Origin of the sequence: Mammaliicoccus sp. P-M58 (genome assembly GCF_022386165.1) — a bacterium.
Taxonomy (GTDB): domain Bacteria; phylum Bacillota; class Bacilli; order Staphylococcales; family Staphylococcaceae; genus Mammaliicoccus; species Mammaliicoccus sciuri.
In genome coordinates this window covers 218,589-235,265 of record NZ_JAJNJI010000004.1, presented here as the reverse complement: position 1 = coordinate 235,265, position 16,677 = coordinate 218,589, and the positions used below count along the sequence as shown (strand labels likewise).

The window sequence follows — 16,677 nt, the reverse complement described above, 5'->3', positions numbered from 1 at the left end:
GAAAAATAAATGAAAATAGTTTATTTATTAGATGGAACACCTTTCATAGCAGAAGTTAATGAAGAAGGTGAATATGTATACCCTAATGATGAGTGGACGGAAGTTCCACCACCTGAAGGGATATACCAACCATTCTATTACGATGGTAATGAATGGATAGGGACAGGCAAAGAAGAATGGGAATTCAATAACATTAATGATCCAACTCCAAACGAATTAAAATTAATGGTTTCAAATTTACAAAAACAACTTGTGATGTCTAATTTAAATATGTCTAAGATATCGCAAGTGAATATGACACAGACGAACGATATTAAAGAATTAAAAGAACAATTAGCAAATGTTGTATTAGAACTTACTAAACTTAAAAATGGGAGTGTTGAATAATGTGGCCAACTTATAAAGATATAGAATATTTTTACAAAGCATTTTGTTATACAGATGAGGATATAGCAGACTTTACTTCATGGGGTGTATTAACACCAGAAGAATATGAACGTATGACAGGCAAACCTTATACACAAGGCACTGATTAATTTCAGTGTCTTTTTTATATAAATAAATTACAGAAAGTGGGTGTTGTATGAATAAGTTGTCTTTACCAGAAATGATTTCAAGCACCTTATTGTTTGGTTTAGGTGTATTTAGCTTATGGCGTGGTTTATTTTTTGCAATTCGACAAGAAACTGTATTAAATGATTCTGATTTTTACAAAGCTTTACATCAAGTTATGCCTATCTGGGTTTGGGGGATATTGATGGCTATTTCGAGTTTATTTTTGATCTATTCAAGTTGGTTGATACCTAAACGGAATCAACTTTTTCATTGGACTTTACTGATAGGTGGCACTATGTGTTCGTTTATGTATCTACTCATGACCAGTGCGAGCTTATTTAACGCTATTAATTGGCTAACACCTATGCAATTTGCGACACTAAGTGCTATTTGTGGCGTTGTAGCGTTTTTCGGAGGTGCAGAGATTTATGCCAGACGAAAATAGATATGTATTAAAAGCTGACCATATAGCTGATATAAGCAAGCTAACGGGTCGCATTAAAGATGTTGACAGTAAACACATGCAACTACATAGTGATTTGAAACTCACTATAAATACCTTATCAATTAGTACGCAAGCCTTAACTGAAACAAGTAAGAAGACAAATAACATTTTAGAATCTATTGATGAAAAAATGGATGGATATAATGATCGTGCAAAAGATGTTGAGTATGATGTAAAAACTATTAAAGACCGTGTAGACGAGATTGAACATTCAGTGTCAGAACGTAAGAAAGGAAATGTGCAATTGTGGGTAGCAATTATCGGTGCGTTAGGCACTGTTATAGTTGGTGCTTTAGGGTTTGCGCAAATATTTTTCTAAGGAGTGATTAAATGGCTCTACCTTCAAGTGGCAAACCTACAGCTAATGATGTAAAAGAGTGGGCTATAAGCAGAATCGGTAAAAGGCTTGATGTCGATGGGTACTATGGTGCTTAATTAATGGGTTCCATATAAAAAAATAATGTGAATTGCTGGAACACCCTTAGAGCCTTTATAACTACAACGTAACTGGTAACGGTAAGCGTGATAGTTTGAAAATATAAAGGATTGGGCAATCAGCAGCCGAGCGTCTATGGTAAAAGTAGATGAAGGTTCAACGACTATGTACTATCAATTGATAGGCAGTGCATTAAATATTCATTTATGCTATAATATCTATGACGATAGTTAAGGGGGCTACACATGGACATTATAGGTAAGCAGTTCAATTATTTAAAAATTTTAGAATACAGTGGTAAGGATAAGCATAAAAAGAAATTATATAATTGTTTGTGTACTAGATGTGGTAACGAAAAAGTTATGATAGGAACTGTAGTTAAAAACGGTTATTCAAAGAGTTGCGGTTGTTTGTCTCGTGATATTGCAAAAAACAGAAGTACTTCTCATGGCATGTCTAAAACCCTTATATATTCTAAGTGGAAAGGTATGAAAAAAAGATGTTATCTAAAAACATATCAACACTATAATTCATATGGTGGTAGAGGTATCGTGATGTGTGATGAATGGAAAAATGACTTTTCAGCATTTTATAATGATATGGGAGATATACCATTTGAAGGTGCTGAACTGGACAGAATTGACAATGACAAAGGTTATTATAAAGAAAATTGTCGATGGGTTAGCCACAAAGAGAATACAAATAACCGTAGAACATACAGTAATAAAACAGGATATACAGGAGTTACTTACAAACCACGTTTGAATAAATACCAAGCACAGTTTTATAAAGACAAACAATTTTATTATTTAGGTGTTTTCGATACAGCTGAACAGGCTTATGCTGCTTACTTAAAAGCTAAAAATGAATATTAAGATATAGTCTAGTCTTACGTGAAAGCGTAAGGCTCTTTTTATAGAGCGATTTAACGTTATACAAGCATGATAAGAAATTATCATAGGGAAAGGCGTTAAGTTAAATACAAACGCAATGTTGGGACTTACCAAACTACTTATTAAGGCGATACTGGGGTTTTACTACGTCTGGTAACGCTAAAGATATGGCATGGTACAAGTATCCTAGTGGATTTAAAGTATTAAAAAACACACCTTCATTTGTCCCTAAACCTGGGGACTTTGCTGTGTGGCAACCTGGATATGGAATTGGATACGCAGGACATACTGCAATCGTAATTGGACCATCAACGACAAATTATTTTTATAGTGTAGACCAAAACTGGAGAAACGCAAATGTATATAACGGTAGTCCTGGTTCAAAAGAAAAACATTCTTACAATGCAGTGTCTCACTTTATAAGACCTCCATATAAAGAAGAACCTAAACCAGCACCAGACCCAGAAAAGCCAAAACCTGTTGAGCCAGACCCTACACCTAATAAACCAATAGAAGATAATAAACCTAGTTACACAATCAAAGAACGTACTGAAATTGAATATACTACCAAATATGAAGACGATAGCTTTATCGAAAGAATATTCCATAACATTGTTAAAGATGGCATACCTAAAAAAGGTAAATACAAAGGTATATTGATTAAAAATGGTAACACGATGAGATCAGTTAGAAATATATACAACGATAGAGATAAATATAATGACAAATTAGAATATCCACATTTTTATGTAGATACAAATCATATGTGGTCACCAAGAAATGAAATATTTATCGTACCTAGTCACCCTGATTATTTGGTAATAGAAATAGTTGAAGATTTATATAAAAATAATGACAGTTTTTTGAGGAACCAAGCGATAGGACTTATTGTTGCTTATGAACGCGCTAAAATATTAGGTATTCCATTTGATGCCAAACATATTAAAGCAGACAAACGAGTTTGGCGTTCTATGAAGCAATTAGTTGAATGGGATATGAATGTGAAAGGTTTTCCAAGTAGTGATAAGTATGACGAATTAGTTAAAAAATTTGTTGATATGTATGGAGAAGTAGATAAGATATTGGACGAAGTACCAAAGGATAAAGTAGAAAGAACTAAAGTCAAAATCATTAATACCAACAAAAATAAAGATAACCAACCTATTAATGATGACGAAGATAACACTTCAAACAAACCTTCCACTTCTAAGCCATCTAATGCTACTAAAGTTACAACTGAACGAAGTAAATATACAAAAGCACAAGCATTAAATAAACAAATGTCAGTTAGACCACAAGTTAGCAATGGTGTAGCTTGGTATAACGCTTCTGAAACTCAGACTAGAAATGCCATGAATGTCAATACTATCTGGAATAGTAAGACTCAAGTCTATCAAATGCTAGATTTAGGTAAATATCAAGGTATACCTGTATCGAAACTTAATACATTGTTAAGTGGTAAGGGTACTTTATCAGGTCAAGGTAAAGCGTTTGCTGAAGCTGGTAAAAGATATCGAGTTAACGAAATATATTTGATTGCCCATGCAATATTAGAGACAGGAAATGGTCGTTCTTATTTTGCTAGTGGTAATAGTGGTTATTATAATATGTACGGAATTGGAGCTTATGACAGTAACCCAAATTACGCAATAACTTTTGCTAAAAATCAAGGATGGAATACTGCTGCTAAAGCTATAATTGGCGGCGCTAGGTTCATTAGAAAAGATTATATAGACTTAAGTCAAAACACGCTTTATCGTATGCGTTGGAATCCTAAGAAACCAGCAACACATCAATATGCAACTGATATCAGATGGTGTCAGCATCAAGCTACAACTATCAAACAGTATTACACAAAAATTGGACTTAAAGGACAATATTTCATTAGAGATAAATATAAAGACTCATAAGGAGGAAGTATAAATGAAAATCAATTGGAAAGTACGTATTAAACAAAAATCATTTTGGGTAGCCATTGTATCGGCTATCCTTTTGTTTGCTCAACAAGTGTCTGGGGCGTTTGATTATGACATCACAGTGTATACTGACCAAATCACTAATATCGTTAACAGTGTGTTAGGTGTGTTGGTGTTACTAGGTGTGGTGCAAGACTTCACAACTGCCGGCATATCAGATAGCGAGCAAGCGAGACAGTATAACGAACCAAAATAAGTCGGCTAATTAGTCGGCTTTTTTAATATAATAAAAGGAGTGTTATTAATAATGAAAAAAAATGACGGTGTTAAATGGGCAGTTACTAATATAGGTAATAGGCTTACAGATGGTCAACCATATGGTGCACAATGTGCGACTTTTATAATTGAGTTTACTAAAAAATATTGGGACGTACACCCTAAAGGCAACGCAAAAGACTTCATTAATTTTAAATGGCCGAAAGGTTTCCAAGTGATTAAAGGTAAAAATCAAATACCACAACCAGGAGATATTTTTGTGTTTGGTGGAACGTACGGACATACAGGTGTTGTTACTGAGGCAAATGCTAAGTATTTTAATAGTATTGACCAGAACTGGTATAACGAAAGCTTAACAAAAGGTAGTCCGGCAGCATTTGTAGAAGACCATGAATATACAGACTTTTTAGGTGTTATCAGACCACCATATGAAGATGCTGAAAAAGGTGCAGTTAAGAAAGCGACTAAAATAGAAACAATTAATAAAACGATCAACTATAAAATGGCTAATCGTTCAGGCGATTTAAAGGGTGTAGTCATTCATAATACGGCAGGTAGTGCTACAGCTAAGCAAGATTATAATAATCTCCAAAGCACTTCAATTGCTCGTTATGAAGCAGGCATTGCGCATTACTATATTGATAGAAACACAGTTTGGCGTGCGATTGATACATTCAGTGTTGCATGGCATACTGCTAATCAAGACGGTAACAATAGTTATATTGGCTATGAAGTGAATGAGTCATTAAATGCTAGTGACAAGAATTTCTTAGCAAACGAACAAGCAACGTTTAAAAAAGCAGCTGCTGATTTACTATATTACGGTTTACCTGTTAATCGTTCTACAGTTAGATTACATTGTGAATTTGTACCAACTGCATGTCCACATAGAAGTATGACAATTCATACAGGTTGGAATCCAGTTACAAAAGGTGCTGCACCATCTAATATTGTTAATCAGTTAAAGGATTATTTCATTAAGGAAATTACAAAGTATTACAACGATCCATCATTACCTGCAGGTAGTCCATCAACTGATGCAGTTGTGAAAGCTACAAAACCATCAACTGTTAAACCAAATCAAGCTAAAACAAATACAGTTGTTTCTAAAAATGTTGGAAATGGTTGGAAGAAAAACAAATACGATATTCTTTGGAAAAAAGAAAAAGGTACATTTACTTGCAAAGCTAAAGATGGAATCGTTACAAGATATAAAGGACCAAGTATTCATAATCCTATTGCTGGTGGATTAGAATATAATCAATCTGTTAACTACAATGAAATACAAGACTATGAAGGTTATATCTGGATTAGTTGGGAAGTATACAGTGGTGCAACTGTTTATATGCCAATTGGTAAGTCAAACGGTAAAGGTCAACGAGTAGGTAATGCATGGGGTACATTTAAATAATAAGTTATGATAAAATAAAATCATAGAGTAATTACTTGGTTACTCTCTCAAATTTCATAGACATCAAAATACCCTATCTAGCAGGAAACTAGGTAGGGTTATTTTTTTATGCTTATTTATTCATGTAGCAAAAAGATTAACTTAATGGTGTTGAAATTGAGATGAATCCTGCAATGTCATTATATATAACGTGTGAATCAGCAATGGAAATGGAACATTTATATTCTAAACTTAAATCTGGTGGCGCGATTCTCATGCCGAAAACAGAATTACCGCCAACATTTAGAGAGTTTGCATGGGTTCAAGATAAATTTGGCGTGAATTTCCAACTTGCTTTACCTGAACAACAGTAATAAATGCAATATATAAAAGAAAAAACTTTCATAACTGATAAGCCTTTGAAACTGATTTCTGGCCAAACAAGTTATGAAAGTTTTTGTTATTTTTTAAGTAATTTTTTAATGTCGTCATAATCAGTCGTTACATAAAGTGTTGTTTGACTGTCGTAAGTGACAAATCCTGGTTTAGCACCACTCGGTTTATGGACATTCTTTATAGCAGTGTAGTCAACAGGAATTTGACCTGATTGACTTGCTTTAGAATAATACCCGGCAATCATTGCCGCTTCTTCGATTGTTTTTTGCGTCGGTTCATCTTCTTGTATGACAACATGTGAACCTGGAATATCTTTCGTATGGAACCACAATTGATTTTTTCTTGCGACACGATGTGTTAAGTAATCGTTTTGTTTATTATTTTTACCTAATAAAATCGTTTGACCATCTGTAGAAATAAATGTCGTTAACGTAATTTTGTTAGAATTTTTCTTTTTCTTATTTTTACGTTTCTTCACAAAACCTTGATCTTCTAATTCTTCTCTAATGTCATCAATATCATCAACAGAAATATGGGCAAGTTGTTGTTCTAATGATTCGAAATATAAGATATTAGATTGTGTCAATTTGATTTGCTTATCTAATTCTATTTCACGTGTCTTAAGTCTGTTATATTGTTTGTAATAATATTGTGCATTCATTGAAGGTGATTTTGTTGGATTTAAAGGTATCGTAATAGGCTCATTGTTATAATAATTAATAGTTTCTAACGATTTGTCACCTTGTTTAATTTGATACATATTTGCCGTTATTAATTCTCCAAATAATTGTTGCTCATCTTTGTTACGAGCCGCTTCTCGCTCATTAATTAATTTCTCTAGTTTATGGCGATTTTTTTGAAGATGTTGGTCAACAATCTTAACTAAATCTAATGCACGTTGTTTAACACGCTCTCTTTCACCACGTGATTCATAAAATCTATCTAAACATTCATGTAAACTATTAAAGGACATATAGTCATTCCCATATGAATGTAACGGCATAAAATAGAAAATTTCTTTTCCAGTCGAATCATCACTATAAATAACAGGTTTAGGTGATTGTTGTACTTCGTCCATCACTTCATTAAAAGCTTCTACTAATGTTTCTTGATTCATAAATGGTCGTCTAGATGTAATTTCTTTCGTTATAAGTGGACTAAAACCTTCAAATTGTTGAAGGAGCTGTCGGTCAATTTTACCCGAATTAAAATCAATATATTTATTGATATCATCCACTTCGAATGGATTTAATTTCTTAACAGTAGGTGGATATTCATATTTGAAACCTGGCATAATTGTACGAGCGGTATTGGTATTAGGTGTATGATGTTTAAAGCCGTCGATAATTTTACGGTCTCCATCAATTAAAATGATATTACTATGTCTACCCATAATTTCTAATACAATTGTTCGTTTTCTTAAATCACCAATTTCATCTCGAGAATGAACATCGATTTCTACTAATCTGTCATTACCAATTTGTGTAATACTTTGAATAATACCGCCATCTAAATGTTTACGTAGTACTCTAAGAAACATAGGTGGATCGAAAGGATTATCAAATTTTTCAGCAGTTAAGTGAAAACGACTGAAATTTGCATGTGTTGACAATAGTAATTGTTTATTTTTTCGTTCACTTCGAATTGTTAATATAATTGTGTCATTACTCGGTTCAGTAATTTTATGAATTCGCCCAGTTACGAGCGATTGTATATCTTCAACGATTTTTCTAGTAAATAAGCCATCAAAAGCCATTTGCATTCACACCTTTATCAAAAGTCAATTTATTGTAACATGTAAGGGATTAAATGAGTATAATTCTGTTTAATCTTTAAACGTCTCTAGCCATATAGAATTGAAATATGGTAAGATATAAAAAAACAAAATGATAATAAATCGTTAGTATTCATTAGGAAAGGTCGTTTGACATGAACATAGAAAAAGGGTTACTGATAGTGCTCTCTGGCCCATCTGGAGTTGGTAAAGGAACAGTACGTAAATCAATATTTGATGATCCGAGTACGGATTTTAAATATTCTATCTCTATGACTACTCGAAACATGCGTGAAGGAGAAACGGATGGCGTAGATTATTTTTTTAAATCAAGAGAAGAATTTGAAGCTTTAATTGCTGATGACCAATTTATAGAGTATGCTGAGTATGTTGGTAATTACTATGGTACGCCAGTACAATACGTAAGAGATACGATGGATAACGGTTATGATGTATTTTTAGAAATTGAAGTAGAAGGTGCTAAACAGGTTAGAAAGAAATTTCCTGAAGCATTATTTATTTTCTTAGCACCACCGAGTCTTGAGCATTTAAAAGAAAGACTTGTCGGTCGTGGAACTGAATCAGATGAAATCATACAGAACCGTATTCTTGAAGCACGTAAAGAAGTTGAAATGATGAACCTTTACGATTATGTTGTTGTAAACGATGAAGTTGAATTAGCGAAAGAGCGTATTCAAGCCATCGTAGAAGCTGAACACTTAAAAAGAGAACGCGTTGAAGCACGTTACAGAAAAATGATATTGGAGGCAAAAAAATAATGTTATACCCACCACAAAACGAATTAAAAGACAGCATCAATTCTAAATATTTAGTTGTAACAACTGCAGCTAAGAGAGCACGTGAACTACAAGAAAACCCTGACAGTTTATTATTAGATGAATATCGTTCACTAAAAAATGTAGGTCAAGCACTAGAAGAAATAGCAGCACATAAAGTATATGCTAAATTAGAAGACTAATCATTTGAATTAACGAAAGACCTTTTATGTTTGGACGACCAATCCATACATGAAAGGTCTTTTTATTGAATATGTATATTGGAATTTAGATTCATGACAGTCTTTTTTAAAGAATGTATAATAAGTATAAAGTTTAAGAATCGAATTAATCGGAGGACTACACAAATGAAGAATATACTTCTAGCTGTAACTGGGGGAATAGCTGCCTATAAAGCTATAGATTTAACGAGCAAATTAACACAAAGCGGCTATCAAGTGCGCGTCATGTTAACTGAACATGCGAAACAATTTGTGACACCATTGGCATTTCAAGCTATAAGTCGCAATCACGTTTATACAGATACTTTTGACGAAAAAGATGTCAGTGAAATTCAACATATTACGTTAGCTGACTGGGCTGATGCAGTCATCGTTGCGCCTGCAACAGCTAATACAATTAGTAAATTAGCAAATGGCTTAGCAGATAACATGGTGACTTCAACATTACTCGCTACGACTGCACCTGTTTTTATCGCACCAGCAATGAATGTTCATATGCTTGAACATCCTTCTACCGTTGAAAATATGTCTCGTTTAAGAAATTATGGTTATAAATTCATTGCGCCTGGGGAAGGTTATTTAGCTTGTGGTTATGTTGCAAGAGGTAGAATGGAAGAACCGATTACCATTTTGACAATTATTGATGATTATTTTAAAGAACAAGCACAACCACAAACTTTTGCTTTAAAAGGTAAAAACGTACTTGTAACTGCTGGACCAACAGTTGAAAAAGTAGATGCTGTACGCTATTTTACAAATCGTTCAAGTGGAAAAATGGGTTATGCATTAGCTGAGGCTGCAAGAGATTTAGGGGCGAACGTTACGTTAGTAAGTGGAGAGACAAATTTAACGCAACCTGTTGGCGTAGAATTTGTTCAAGTAACAAGTGCTGAAGATATGTTCCAAGCTGTTAAATCACGTATGAATGATATGGACATGATTATTAAAGCAGCAGCAGTCGCTGATTATACACCAGTTGAAACTTCTGAACATAAAATGAAAAAGAAAGATGGCGACTTACAGCTAACATTTAAAAGAACGACAGACATCCTTAAATATTTAGGGGAACATAAAGATAAGCAATATTTAGTTGGATTTGCGGCTGAAACGGATAATGTTGAAGAATATGCGATGGGTAAATTGAAAAAGAAAAATGCAGATGTCATCGTTGCCAATCACGTCGCGAATGAGGCAATTGGCTTTAGATCTTCAGATAATGAAGTAGATATGTATTTTGCAAATGGAGATAAAGTACCAATTGCTAAAGCTTCTAAACAAAAAGTTGCCATTAAAATTTTAAATGAAATTACTAGTAGGTGGGAAGATTGATTGCAAATGTAGTCGTAGATATTCCAGCTAAAAATGTCGACAAAATATTTGATTATTTAATTCCGCAAGATATTGTAGATATCGTCAAAGTCGGTGTTAGAGTTGAAGTGCCTTTTGGTCCACGTAAAATTCAAGGATTTGTCATTGGCATAAGTGAAGAATTAACAAGTGACATTGATCAATCTAAATTAAAATCAATTATACGTGTTAAAGACTTTAAACCAGAGCTAACAGCGGAACTCATTGAATTGAGTGAATGGATGTCTAACTTTCACTTAGTAAAGCGTATCTCTGCTTTAGAAATTATGTTACCGAGTGCTGTCAAAGCTAAATATCAGAAAGTATATTGTGTTGCTGATCCAGAAGGGATTCCTGCACAATATTTAAATCATTTTAATAAAGAAGGTATTTTAACATTTGAACAAGCGCAACAACTTCAAATTGTTTCTATTTTAGAAGAATTTGTAGAAAATGATGCGATTATAAAAGATACAATCGTAGGTCAACAACTCACAAGAAAATATGTAACTTGCGTAAGAATCGTACCTACAAATCGATTAGATGAGATTTTAATGTCATTGAGTAAAAAAGAAAAACAACTTGATGTCATGAACTATTTAATTGAGCATAGACGAGAAGATGTCATGCTCAGAACATTAAAAGAAGAAGGCTTCTCAGAATCGAGTATCAATACACTTGTTAAAAATCAAATATTAGAAAAATACGATGGCATCATGAATAGAGATCCGTATGAGCATCGTATTTTTGAAAAAGAACATAATAAAGCGTTGACTGAAGCCCAACATGAAGCTTTTACACAGATTGATGAAGCGGTTCGTAATAATGAATCGAAGACGTTTCTTTTACACGGTGTGACGGGTTCAGGAAAAACAGAAGTATATTTACAAACTATTGAGAATGTACTCAAAAAAGGCGAACAGGCGATTATGCTTGTGCCTGAAATTGCATTAACACCGCAAATGGTTAACCGATTTAAAGCGCGCTTTGGTGATGAAGTAGCTGTATTACATTCCGGTTTATCTAAAGGTGAAAAATATGATGAATGGCAAAAAATAAGAGATGGTAAAGCAAGTGTTTCAGTCGGTGCGAGATCAAGTGTGTTTGCACCATTTGAAAAATTAGGTCTCATTATAATTGACGAAGAGCATGAAGCAACGTATAAGCAAGAAGATTATCCGAGATATCATGCAAGAGAAATCGCGATATGGAGAAGTGAATATCACAAATGCCCAGTCGTATTAGGATCAGCTACACCAAGTCTTGAAACATTTGCACGTGCAGAGAAAAATGTTTATCAATATTTAGGATTACCAGAACGTGTGAATCAACAGAAAATGCCTGAAATTGAACTAATTGATATGAGGGAAGAACTTCAAGAAGGTAATCGTTCGATGTTTTCTAATGACCTGACAAAAGCCATTCAAGATCGCATTGATAAAGGTGAACAAATTGTATTGTTCTTAAATAGAAGAGGACATTCATCATTTGTATTATGTCGAGATTGTGGGCACGTACCACAATGTCCAAATTGTGATATCTCGCTTACATATCATAAAACACATGATGATTTAAAATGTCATTATTGTGGATACAGTGAACCTATGCCTCAAAGATGTCCAAGTTGTGAAAGTGAACATATACGACAAATGGGTGTTGGCACGCAGAAAGTCGAAGAAATTATATACGACACATTCGACCGCGCTAAAGTCATTAGAATGGATGTCGATACGACTTCGAAAAAAGGTGCCCACGAAAAATTATTAACAGCTTTCGGAAATCAAGAAGCAAATATTCTGTTAGGGACACAAATGATTGCTAAAGGACTGGACTTTGAAAATATCACATTAGTAGGCGTACTTAATGCAGATACAATGTTAAACTTGCCAGATTTCAGATCAAGTGAAAAGACATTCCAATTACTGACTCAAGTTGCAGGTAGAGCAGGTCGACACGAGAAACAAGGTGAAGTCATGATTCAAACATATAACCCGGATCATTACGCTATCTTAGATGTCACAAGCAATGACTATATGTCCTTTTATCAAAAAGAAATGAAATTTAGACAGATTGGTAAGTACCCACCATATTACTATCTTGTGAATTTGACCATTAGTCATACAGATATTAAGAAAGTATTAAAAGCGTCCAAACATATACATGGTATATTGTTGCAACACGTCACAACACAATCCTTTGTATTAGGACCATCACCAAGTCCGTTATCACGAATTAATAATAAACATAGATTCCAAATATTAATTAAATTTAAGAACGAACCCGATTTATTAACAGCCTTACAATATTTAGATGATTATTATCACGAGCAGTATTTAAAAGATAAACTATCACTAGAGATAGACATTAACCCGCAAATGATGATGTAAATAGAACTTCTTGCTACTGTATGTCGAATGTGGAGATGTAATATGTTTATCAAAAGTAAGTAATTTTTGTTTTATATGGAGAGGCTTATACAATTTAAACAGAGACGTGCTTGTAATGGAATTTTTACTAAAAGAAAAAACAGCTTTTGTTACTGGTGCAACTGGTGGAATTGGTAAAAGTATCGTCAAAAAATTATTGGACAATGGAGCTAATGTAGTCTTAGCTGCAAGAAGCAAAGATAAATTAAATGACTTTGCAAAAACATTGTCATACGATGATAAATTATTATGTATTGAAGTAGATGTAACTTCGAAAACTGATATTGAAAATGCGGTAAAAAAAGCAGAAGACCATTTTGGAATGATAGATATATTTGTAAATAATGCTGGAAAAATGGGGTCTAGTCGTATTTTAGAAGGTAATGTTGAAGACTGGGAACAAATGATAGATATAAATATTAAAGGTGTATTGTATGGTATAAATGCAGTTTTACCTAAGATGAGAGAAGAAGGTAGAGGACATATCGTTAATATTGCATCTGATTCTGGATTTGAAGTAATAGAACGATTAACTGTATATTGTGCAACAAAATTTGCTGTAAGAGCAATATCAATAGGATTAGAAAAAGAACTTTCTAATACGGGGGTAAAAGTAACCAATATTTCTCCAGGTATGGTAGAAACACCTTTAAGTTCCGAAAGTCCATTTGAAGAAGGAAGAAAAAAATTATCACCTGATGATATCGCAGAAGCTGTTGTATATGCTACAACGCAACCTAGTCATGTGAATGTAAATGAAATTTTAGTCAGACCAAGTTAACAACAGAAATGATAATCTAGTTATGTAAGAAACCCGTGAAATGTGAAGATTTCACGGGTTTCCTGTATGTCACTAGATGAAATTGTAGGTTGTTGCGTAAGTAAGGTGCCGTTAAAAGCAGTTTTAGCCAAAGATGCAAATAACGAGATGGTATCTCTTTATAATGTGTTAATAATCAAAAGTTAAAATAATACAACTCATTGGTATAATAAATTCAAGTTTCGTTCATACAATTCGATGAATTACTGTATTTACAATCATCTTTAAAAATGAGGAGTGATGTAATGACTATACATAACGATAAAGAAATAAAAAAATTCAATGACACTGATATAAATGATGAACAAGCTGAACAGATTTTTATTAAAGAAATGAATAAAAAAGCAATACAATTAGGATGCCACGATACAAAAATATTTAATTCGACTGGTCTAACTGCTGTTGGTCAATTATCTACAGCATATGATTTTAATATTTTTACTTTACAAGCGAGTGCATATCAAGAAATAGCAAATGTTTGGGGGCAAAAATCATACAATCTTCATGTATTAGGACAAAATACTAGAAGTTTGATAGTAGAAACTACAGTAGCAAGTCCATCTATTGATAATTATTACAAAATTTTGGGTGGTAAAACGGGAACAGTTGGTTTTATAAAAAATTTAACAGCGATTATATATACAAATAATGAAATATTTGTTGCTACTATTATGAGAGGTAGTTCGGATCGATTTAATGATTTGAAAATAGCAATTGATGAAGCTATTAAGAAAGATAGTAACGAAAATTATGATGTTACAAAAATAGGAGATGCCAATTCTTCGTTTTCAATTATCAAATATCCAAAAGTAAATCCAGTATTGTTAACAAATTTTAGACCAGAAATCTTATTGTCGAAAAATGAGACAGTTAAGCAAAATCCTGCAAGTATGATGAAAGTTGTAACAGCAATCGTTATGTTAGAAAACATGGAAAACATCAACAATACATTAACTTTAAAAGAAAGTGATTTTGTTGGAGGATCTGGTGTGAAATTGAAAGTCGGTGACAAAATAACAATGAGAGATGCTTTACATACAATGTTATTATCATCATCTAACGATACTGCAAAAGCAGTTGCAAGAACAATTGGACATACAATTAATTATAATAGAATGAAAAATATATTCTCTTAAGTAGATGATCACATGAAGTAACAATGGTATCACCTGGAATTTGATTTGGTATTAAATATTGATGATCTAGTAATGTAAGAAACCCGGGAAATGTGAAGATTTCACGGGTTTTTCATATGAAGAGAGCAAATACTAGTTCTCTTTTCTAATTTTGCTTATATGAATATCTCTTGAAATTGCAATCAAAGGGCGAATGAGCATTTGGAAACTACCGATTACAAATAGAACAGTTCCTGCAAAAGTAGTTGACTCATTAAAAAATAGAAAACTACCCGTTATAAATATCATCGCAAGAATGATATCGTTTATTTGGTATAGAAATTTATAAAAAGTAACAACTTTAACATCAATATTGAATATGGTGAATTCCAATTCATTTTTATTTTTGTGTGCATAATCTTCACCTCAAGTTGATAATATCAATAAATAGATTAAATTCAAGAGATTGATGTATGTGGGGGGAATTTTGTTTTATAAGCCGCCCATTATGAACAAGTTTAGCCAGAAGTGTTCACAAAGCCTGCGTTATGAACAAGTTTGACGAGAAGTGTTCACAAGGCCATCGTTATGAATAAGTTTAACCAGAAGTGTTCACAAGACCTCCATTATGAACAAGTTTAGCCAGAAGTGTTCACAAGGCGCCCGTTATGAACAAGTTTGACGAGAAGTGTTCACAAGGCGCCCGTTATGAACAAGTTTGGCGAGAAGTGTTCACAAGACCTCCGTTATGAACAAGTTTAGCCAGAAGTGTTCACAAAGCCTGCGTTATGAACAAGTTTGACGAGAAGTGTTCACAAGGCCATCGTTATGAATAAGTTTGACGAGAAGTGTTCACAAGACCTCCATTATGAACAAGTTTGGCAAGAAGTGTTCATAAGCCCGCGTTATAAATAGAATTTTTTATTACGAAGTTTCTCAGACTTAAAATGATTATTACAAACTCTTTTTATAGTGTGTGACCTAACCGGATAACACCACTGGATGGCTTCTTCAAATGTAAAGCCGTCTCTTTTTAAATAATAGAGTTCTTTCAAATTGTACAGAATGATTTCTTCGGATTTAATTTTAGAGTGACAATACGTGCAGTAATAGTAGATTTTACTTTCTACTATATTGATAGTGTGCATTTTTCTGCAACTCGGGCATTTTATACCTGCTAAACTGAGATCGAAGTATGGTGTGATTTCTTTTTGATAATAAGTGGAGTGAATTTTCTTGTGTTGTAATAAAAAGTTTAATAGTGCGGGGTTAAAGTTTGATGAAGGAGATTGTAAAATTTCTTTGATTTGATTCAATTGATTGAAGTAGATGATATTCTGATTATGTGGCCAGTTTCCAACGGGTATAAAATGAGGATTCGTAAAAATGATATAAGACTGAATATCTGTATGTATACCATTTTGATACAGTAATTTTTCTAATTCGGATTTCATAAATTTGGTTTGTTTAATGGGGGATTTCGTAGTTAATCCGTAACTACTTTTTAAGTAATCTTGTTCGAAATGCCACTCGTCTCTATAATGTTTAATTTCAAATAAGAAAAGTGTATTATCTGTTGCGACTACATAATCAATTTGGATATGATGTTGATCGCCGAATTCGAAGTCGTAAATATAGCTGATGTTAGGTATCGTGTTTAAAAACGATTTGAAATAGCGTTCTCCTTCTTTACCGTTGTAACAAGTTAGAAGATTATTCCTCTCTTCTTTCGATAAAATCTTCCGTGATTCAAGTGCGAGTAAATATTGATAGTAATCGGATGCGTTCATAAAGGACTCCTTTCTGTTAT

17 protein-coding genes and 1 pseudogene are annotated in these 16,677 nt (G+C 33.2%); 15 read left to right on the top strand and 3 right to left on the bottom strand.

Going from position 1 to position 16,677, the window contains the following annotated elements; translation table 11 throughout:
• Window positions 1-9 precede the first annotated feature (9 nt).
• From LQ694_RS06335 to LQ694_RS06295, 9 genes and pseudogenes are all read left to right on the top strand, one after another.
• Window positions 10-387, top strand: coding sequence for a hypothetical protein (locus tag LQ694_RS06335; protein WP_239771867.1), 378 nt, complete (start codon window positions 10-12; stop codon window positions 385-387).
• Complete coding sequence (locus tag LQ694_RS06330; RefSeq protein WP_135020876.1) at window positions 387-536, top strand: XkdX family protein; 150 nt, start codon at window positions 387-389, stop codon at window positions 534-536. Before LQ694_RS06335 ends, LQ694_RS06330 begins: the two co-directional genes overlap by 1 nt.
• 47 nt (window positions 537-583) lie before the next feature.
• Window positions 584-1,000 (top strand): G protein-coupled receptor family protein, encoded by a 417-nt coding sequence (locus LQ694_RS06325; protein ID WP_239771865.1) that lies wholly within the window; start codon window positions 584-586, stop codon window positions 998-1,000.
• Window positions 984-1,379, top strand: a complete 396-nt coding sequence (locus LQ694_RS06320) for a hypothetical protein (RefSeq protein WP_239771863.1) — start codon at window positions 984-986, stop codon at window positions 1,377-1,379. The genes LQ694_RS06325 and LQ694_RS06320 overlap by 17 nt, the downstream gene beginning before the upstream one ends.
• 362 nt (window positions 1,380-1,741) lie before the next feature.
• Window positions 1,742-2,371, top strand: coding sequence for an AP2/ERF family transcription factor (locus LQ694_RS06315; protein ID WP_239771861.1), 630 nt, complete (start codon window positions 1,742-1,744; stop codon window positions 2,369-2,371).
• A 104-nt stretch (window positions 2,372-2,475) separates the two neighbouring features.
• Window positions 2,476-4,299: a glucosaminidase domain-containing protein gene (locus LQ694_RS15585; protein ID WP_239771922.1), complete on the top strand. Its 1,824-nt coding sequence runs from the start codon at window positions 2,476-2,478 to the stop codon at window positions 4,297-4,299.
• A gap of 13 nt (window positions 4,300-4,312) precedes the next feature.
• Window positions 4,313-4,561 carry a phage holin gene (locus LQ694_RS06305; RefSeq protein ID WP_239771859.1) on the top strand — a complete coding sequence of 83 codons (249 nt, stop codon included), beginning with the start codon at window positions 4,313-4,315 and terminating at the stop codon, window positions 4,559-4,561.
• A gap of 51 nt (window positions 4,562-4,612) precedes the next feature.
• On the top strand, window positions 4,613-5,992 hold the full coding sequence (locus LQ694_RS06300) for an SH3 domain-containing protein (protein ID WP_239771857.1): 1,380 nt from the start codon (window positions 4,613-4,615) through the stop codon (window positions 5,990-5,992).
• A 140-nt stretch (window positions 5,993-6,132) separates the two neighbouring features.
• A pseudogene (locus LQ694_RS06295) lies at window positions 6,133-6,345 on the top strand (VOC family protein); the annotation flags it as partial.
• 86 nt (window positions 6,346-6,431) lie between these two features.
• Here the strand turns inward: LQ694_RS06295 and LQ694_RS06290 are convergent.
• Complete coding sequence (locus LQ694_RS06290; RefSeq protein ID WP_048542478.1) at window positions 6,432-8,123, bottom strand: Rqc2 family fibronectin-binding protein; 1,692 nt, start codon at window positions 8,121-8,123, stop codon at window positions 6,432-6,434.
• Window positions 8,124-8,296: 173 nt separating this feature from the next.
• On the opposite strand from LQ694_RS06290, the gene gmk reads away from it, so the two are divergent.
• From gmk to LQ694_RS06260, 6 genes are all read left to right on the top strand, one after another.
• Window positions 8,297-8,920 carry a guanylate kinase gene (gene gmk / locus LQ694_RS06285; RefSeq protein ID WP_025904573.1) on the top strand — a complete coding sequence of 208 codons (624 nt, stop codon included), beginning with the start codon at window positions 8,297-8,299 and terminating at the stop codon, window positions 8,918-8,920.
• Complete coding sequence (rpoZ, locus tag LQ694_RS06280; RefSeq protein WP_048542480.1) at window positions 8,920-9,120, top strand: DNA-directed RNA polymerase subunit omega; 201 nt, start codon at window positions 8,920-8,922, stop codon at window positions 9,118-9,120. Before gmk ends, rpoZ begins: the two co-directional genes overlap by 1 nt.
• Before the next feature lie 165 nt (window positions 9,121-9,285).
• Window positions 9,286-10,488 (top strand): bifunctional phosphopantothenoylcysteine decarboxylase/phosphopantothenate--cysteine ligase CoaBC, encoded by a 1,203-nt coding sequence (gene coaBC, locus LQ694_RS06275; protein ID WP_152291682.1) that lies wholly within the window; start codon window positions 9,286-9,288, stop codon window positions 10,486-10,488.
• Window positions 10,485-12,893, top strand: a complete 2,409-nt coding sequence (gene priA / locus LQ694_RS06270; protein WP_204200884.1) for a primosomal protein N' — start codon at window positions 10,485-10,487, stop codon at window positions 12,891-12,893. The genes coaBC and priA overlap by 4 nt, the downstream gene beginning before the upstream one ends.
• A 115-nt stretch (window positions 12,894-13,008) precedes the next feature.
• Entirely contained in the window at window positions 13,009-13,713 is a 705-nt protein-coding gene (locus LQ694_RS06265) for an SDR family oxidoreductase (protein WP_201101342.1), read from the top strand.
• 284 nt (window positions 13,714-13,997) lie between these two features.
• Window positions 13,998-14,888, top strand: a complete 891-nt coding sequence (locus LQ694_RS06260; RefSeq protein ID WP_218696625.1) for a serine hydrolase — start codon at window positions 13,998-14,000, stop codon at window positions 14,886-14,888.
• A 132-nt stretch (window positions 14,889-15,020) separates the two neighbouring features.
• Here LQ694_RS06260 and LQ694_RS06255 read toward each other — a convergent pair whose 3' ends face one another.
• Window positions 15,021-15,260: a YrhK family protein gene (locus LQ694_RS06255; protein WP_096791329.1), complete on the bottom strand. Its 240-nt coding sequence runs from the start codon at window positions 15,258-15,260 to the stop codon at window positions 15,021-15,023.
• A gap of 512 nt (window positions 15,261-15,772) precedes the next feature.
• Window positions 15,773-16,657 carry a nuclease-related domain-containing protein gene (locus tag LQ694_RS06250; RefSeq protein WP_058612514.1) on the bottom strand — a complete coding sequence of 295 codons (885 nt, stop codon included), beginning with the start codon at window positions 16,655-16,657 and terminating at the stop codon, window positions 15,773-15,775.
• Window positions 16,658-16,677: the final 20 nt, after the last annotated feature.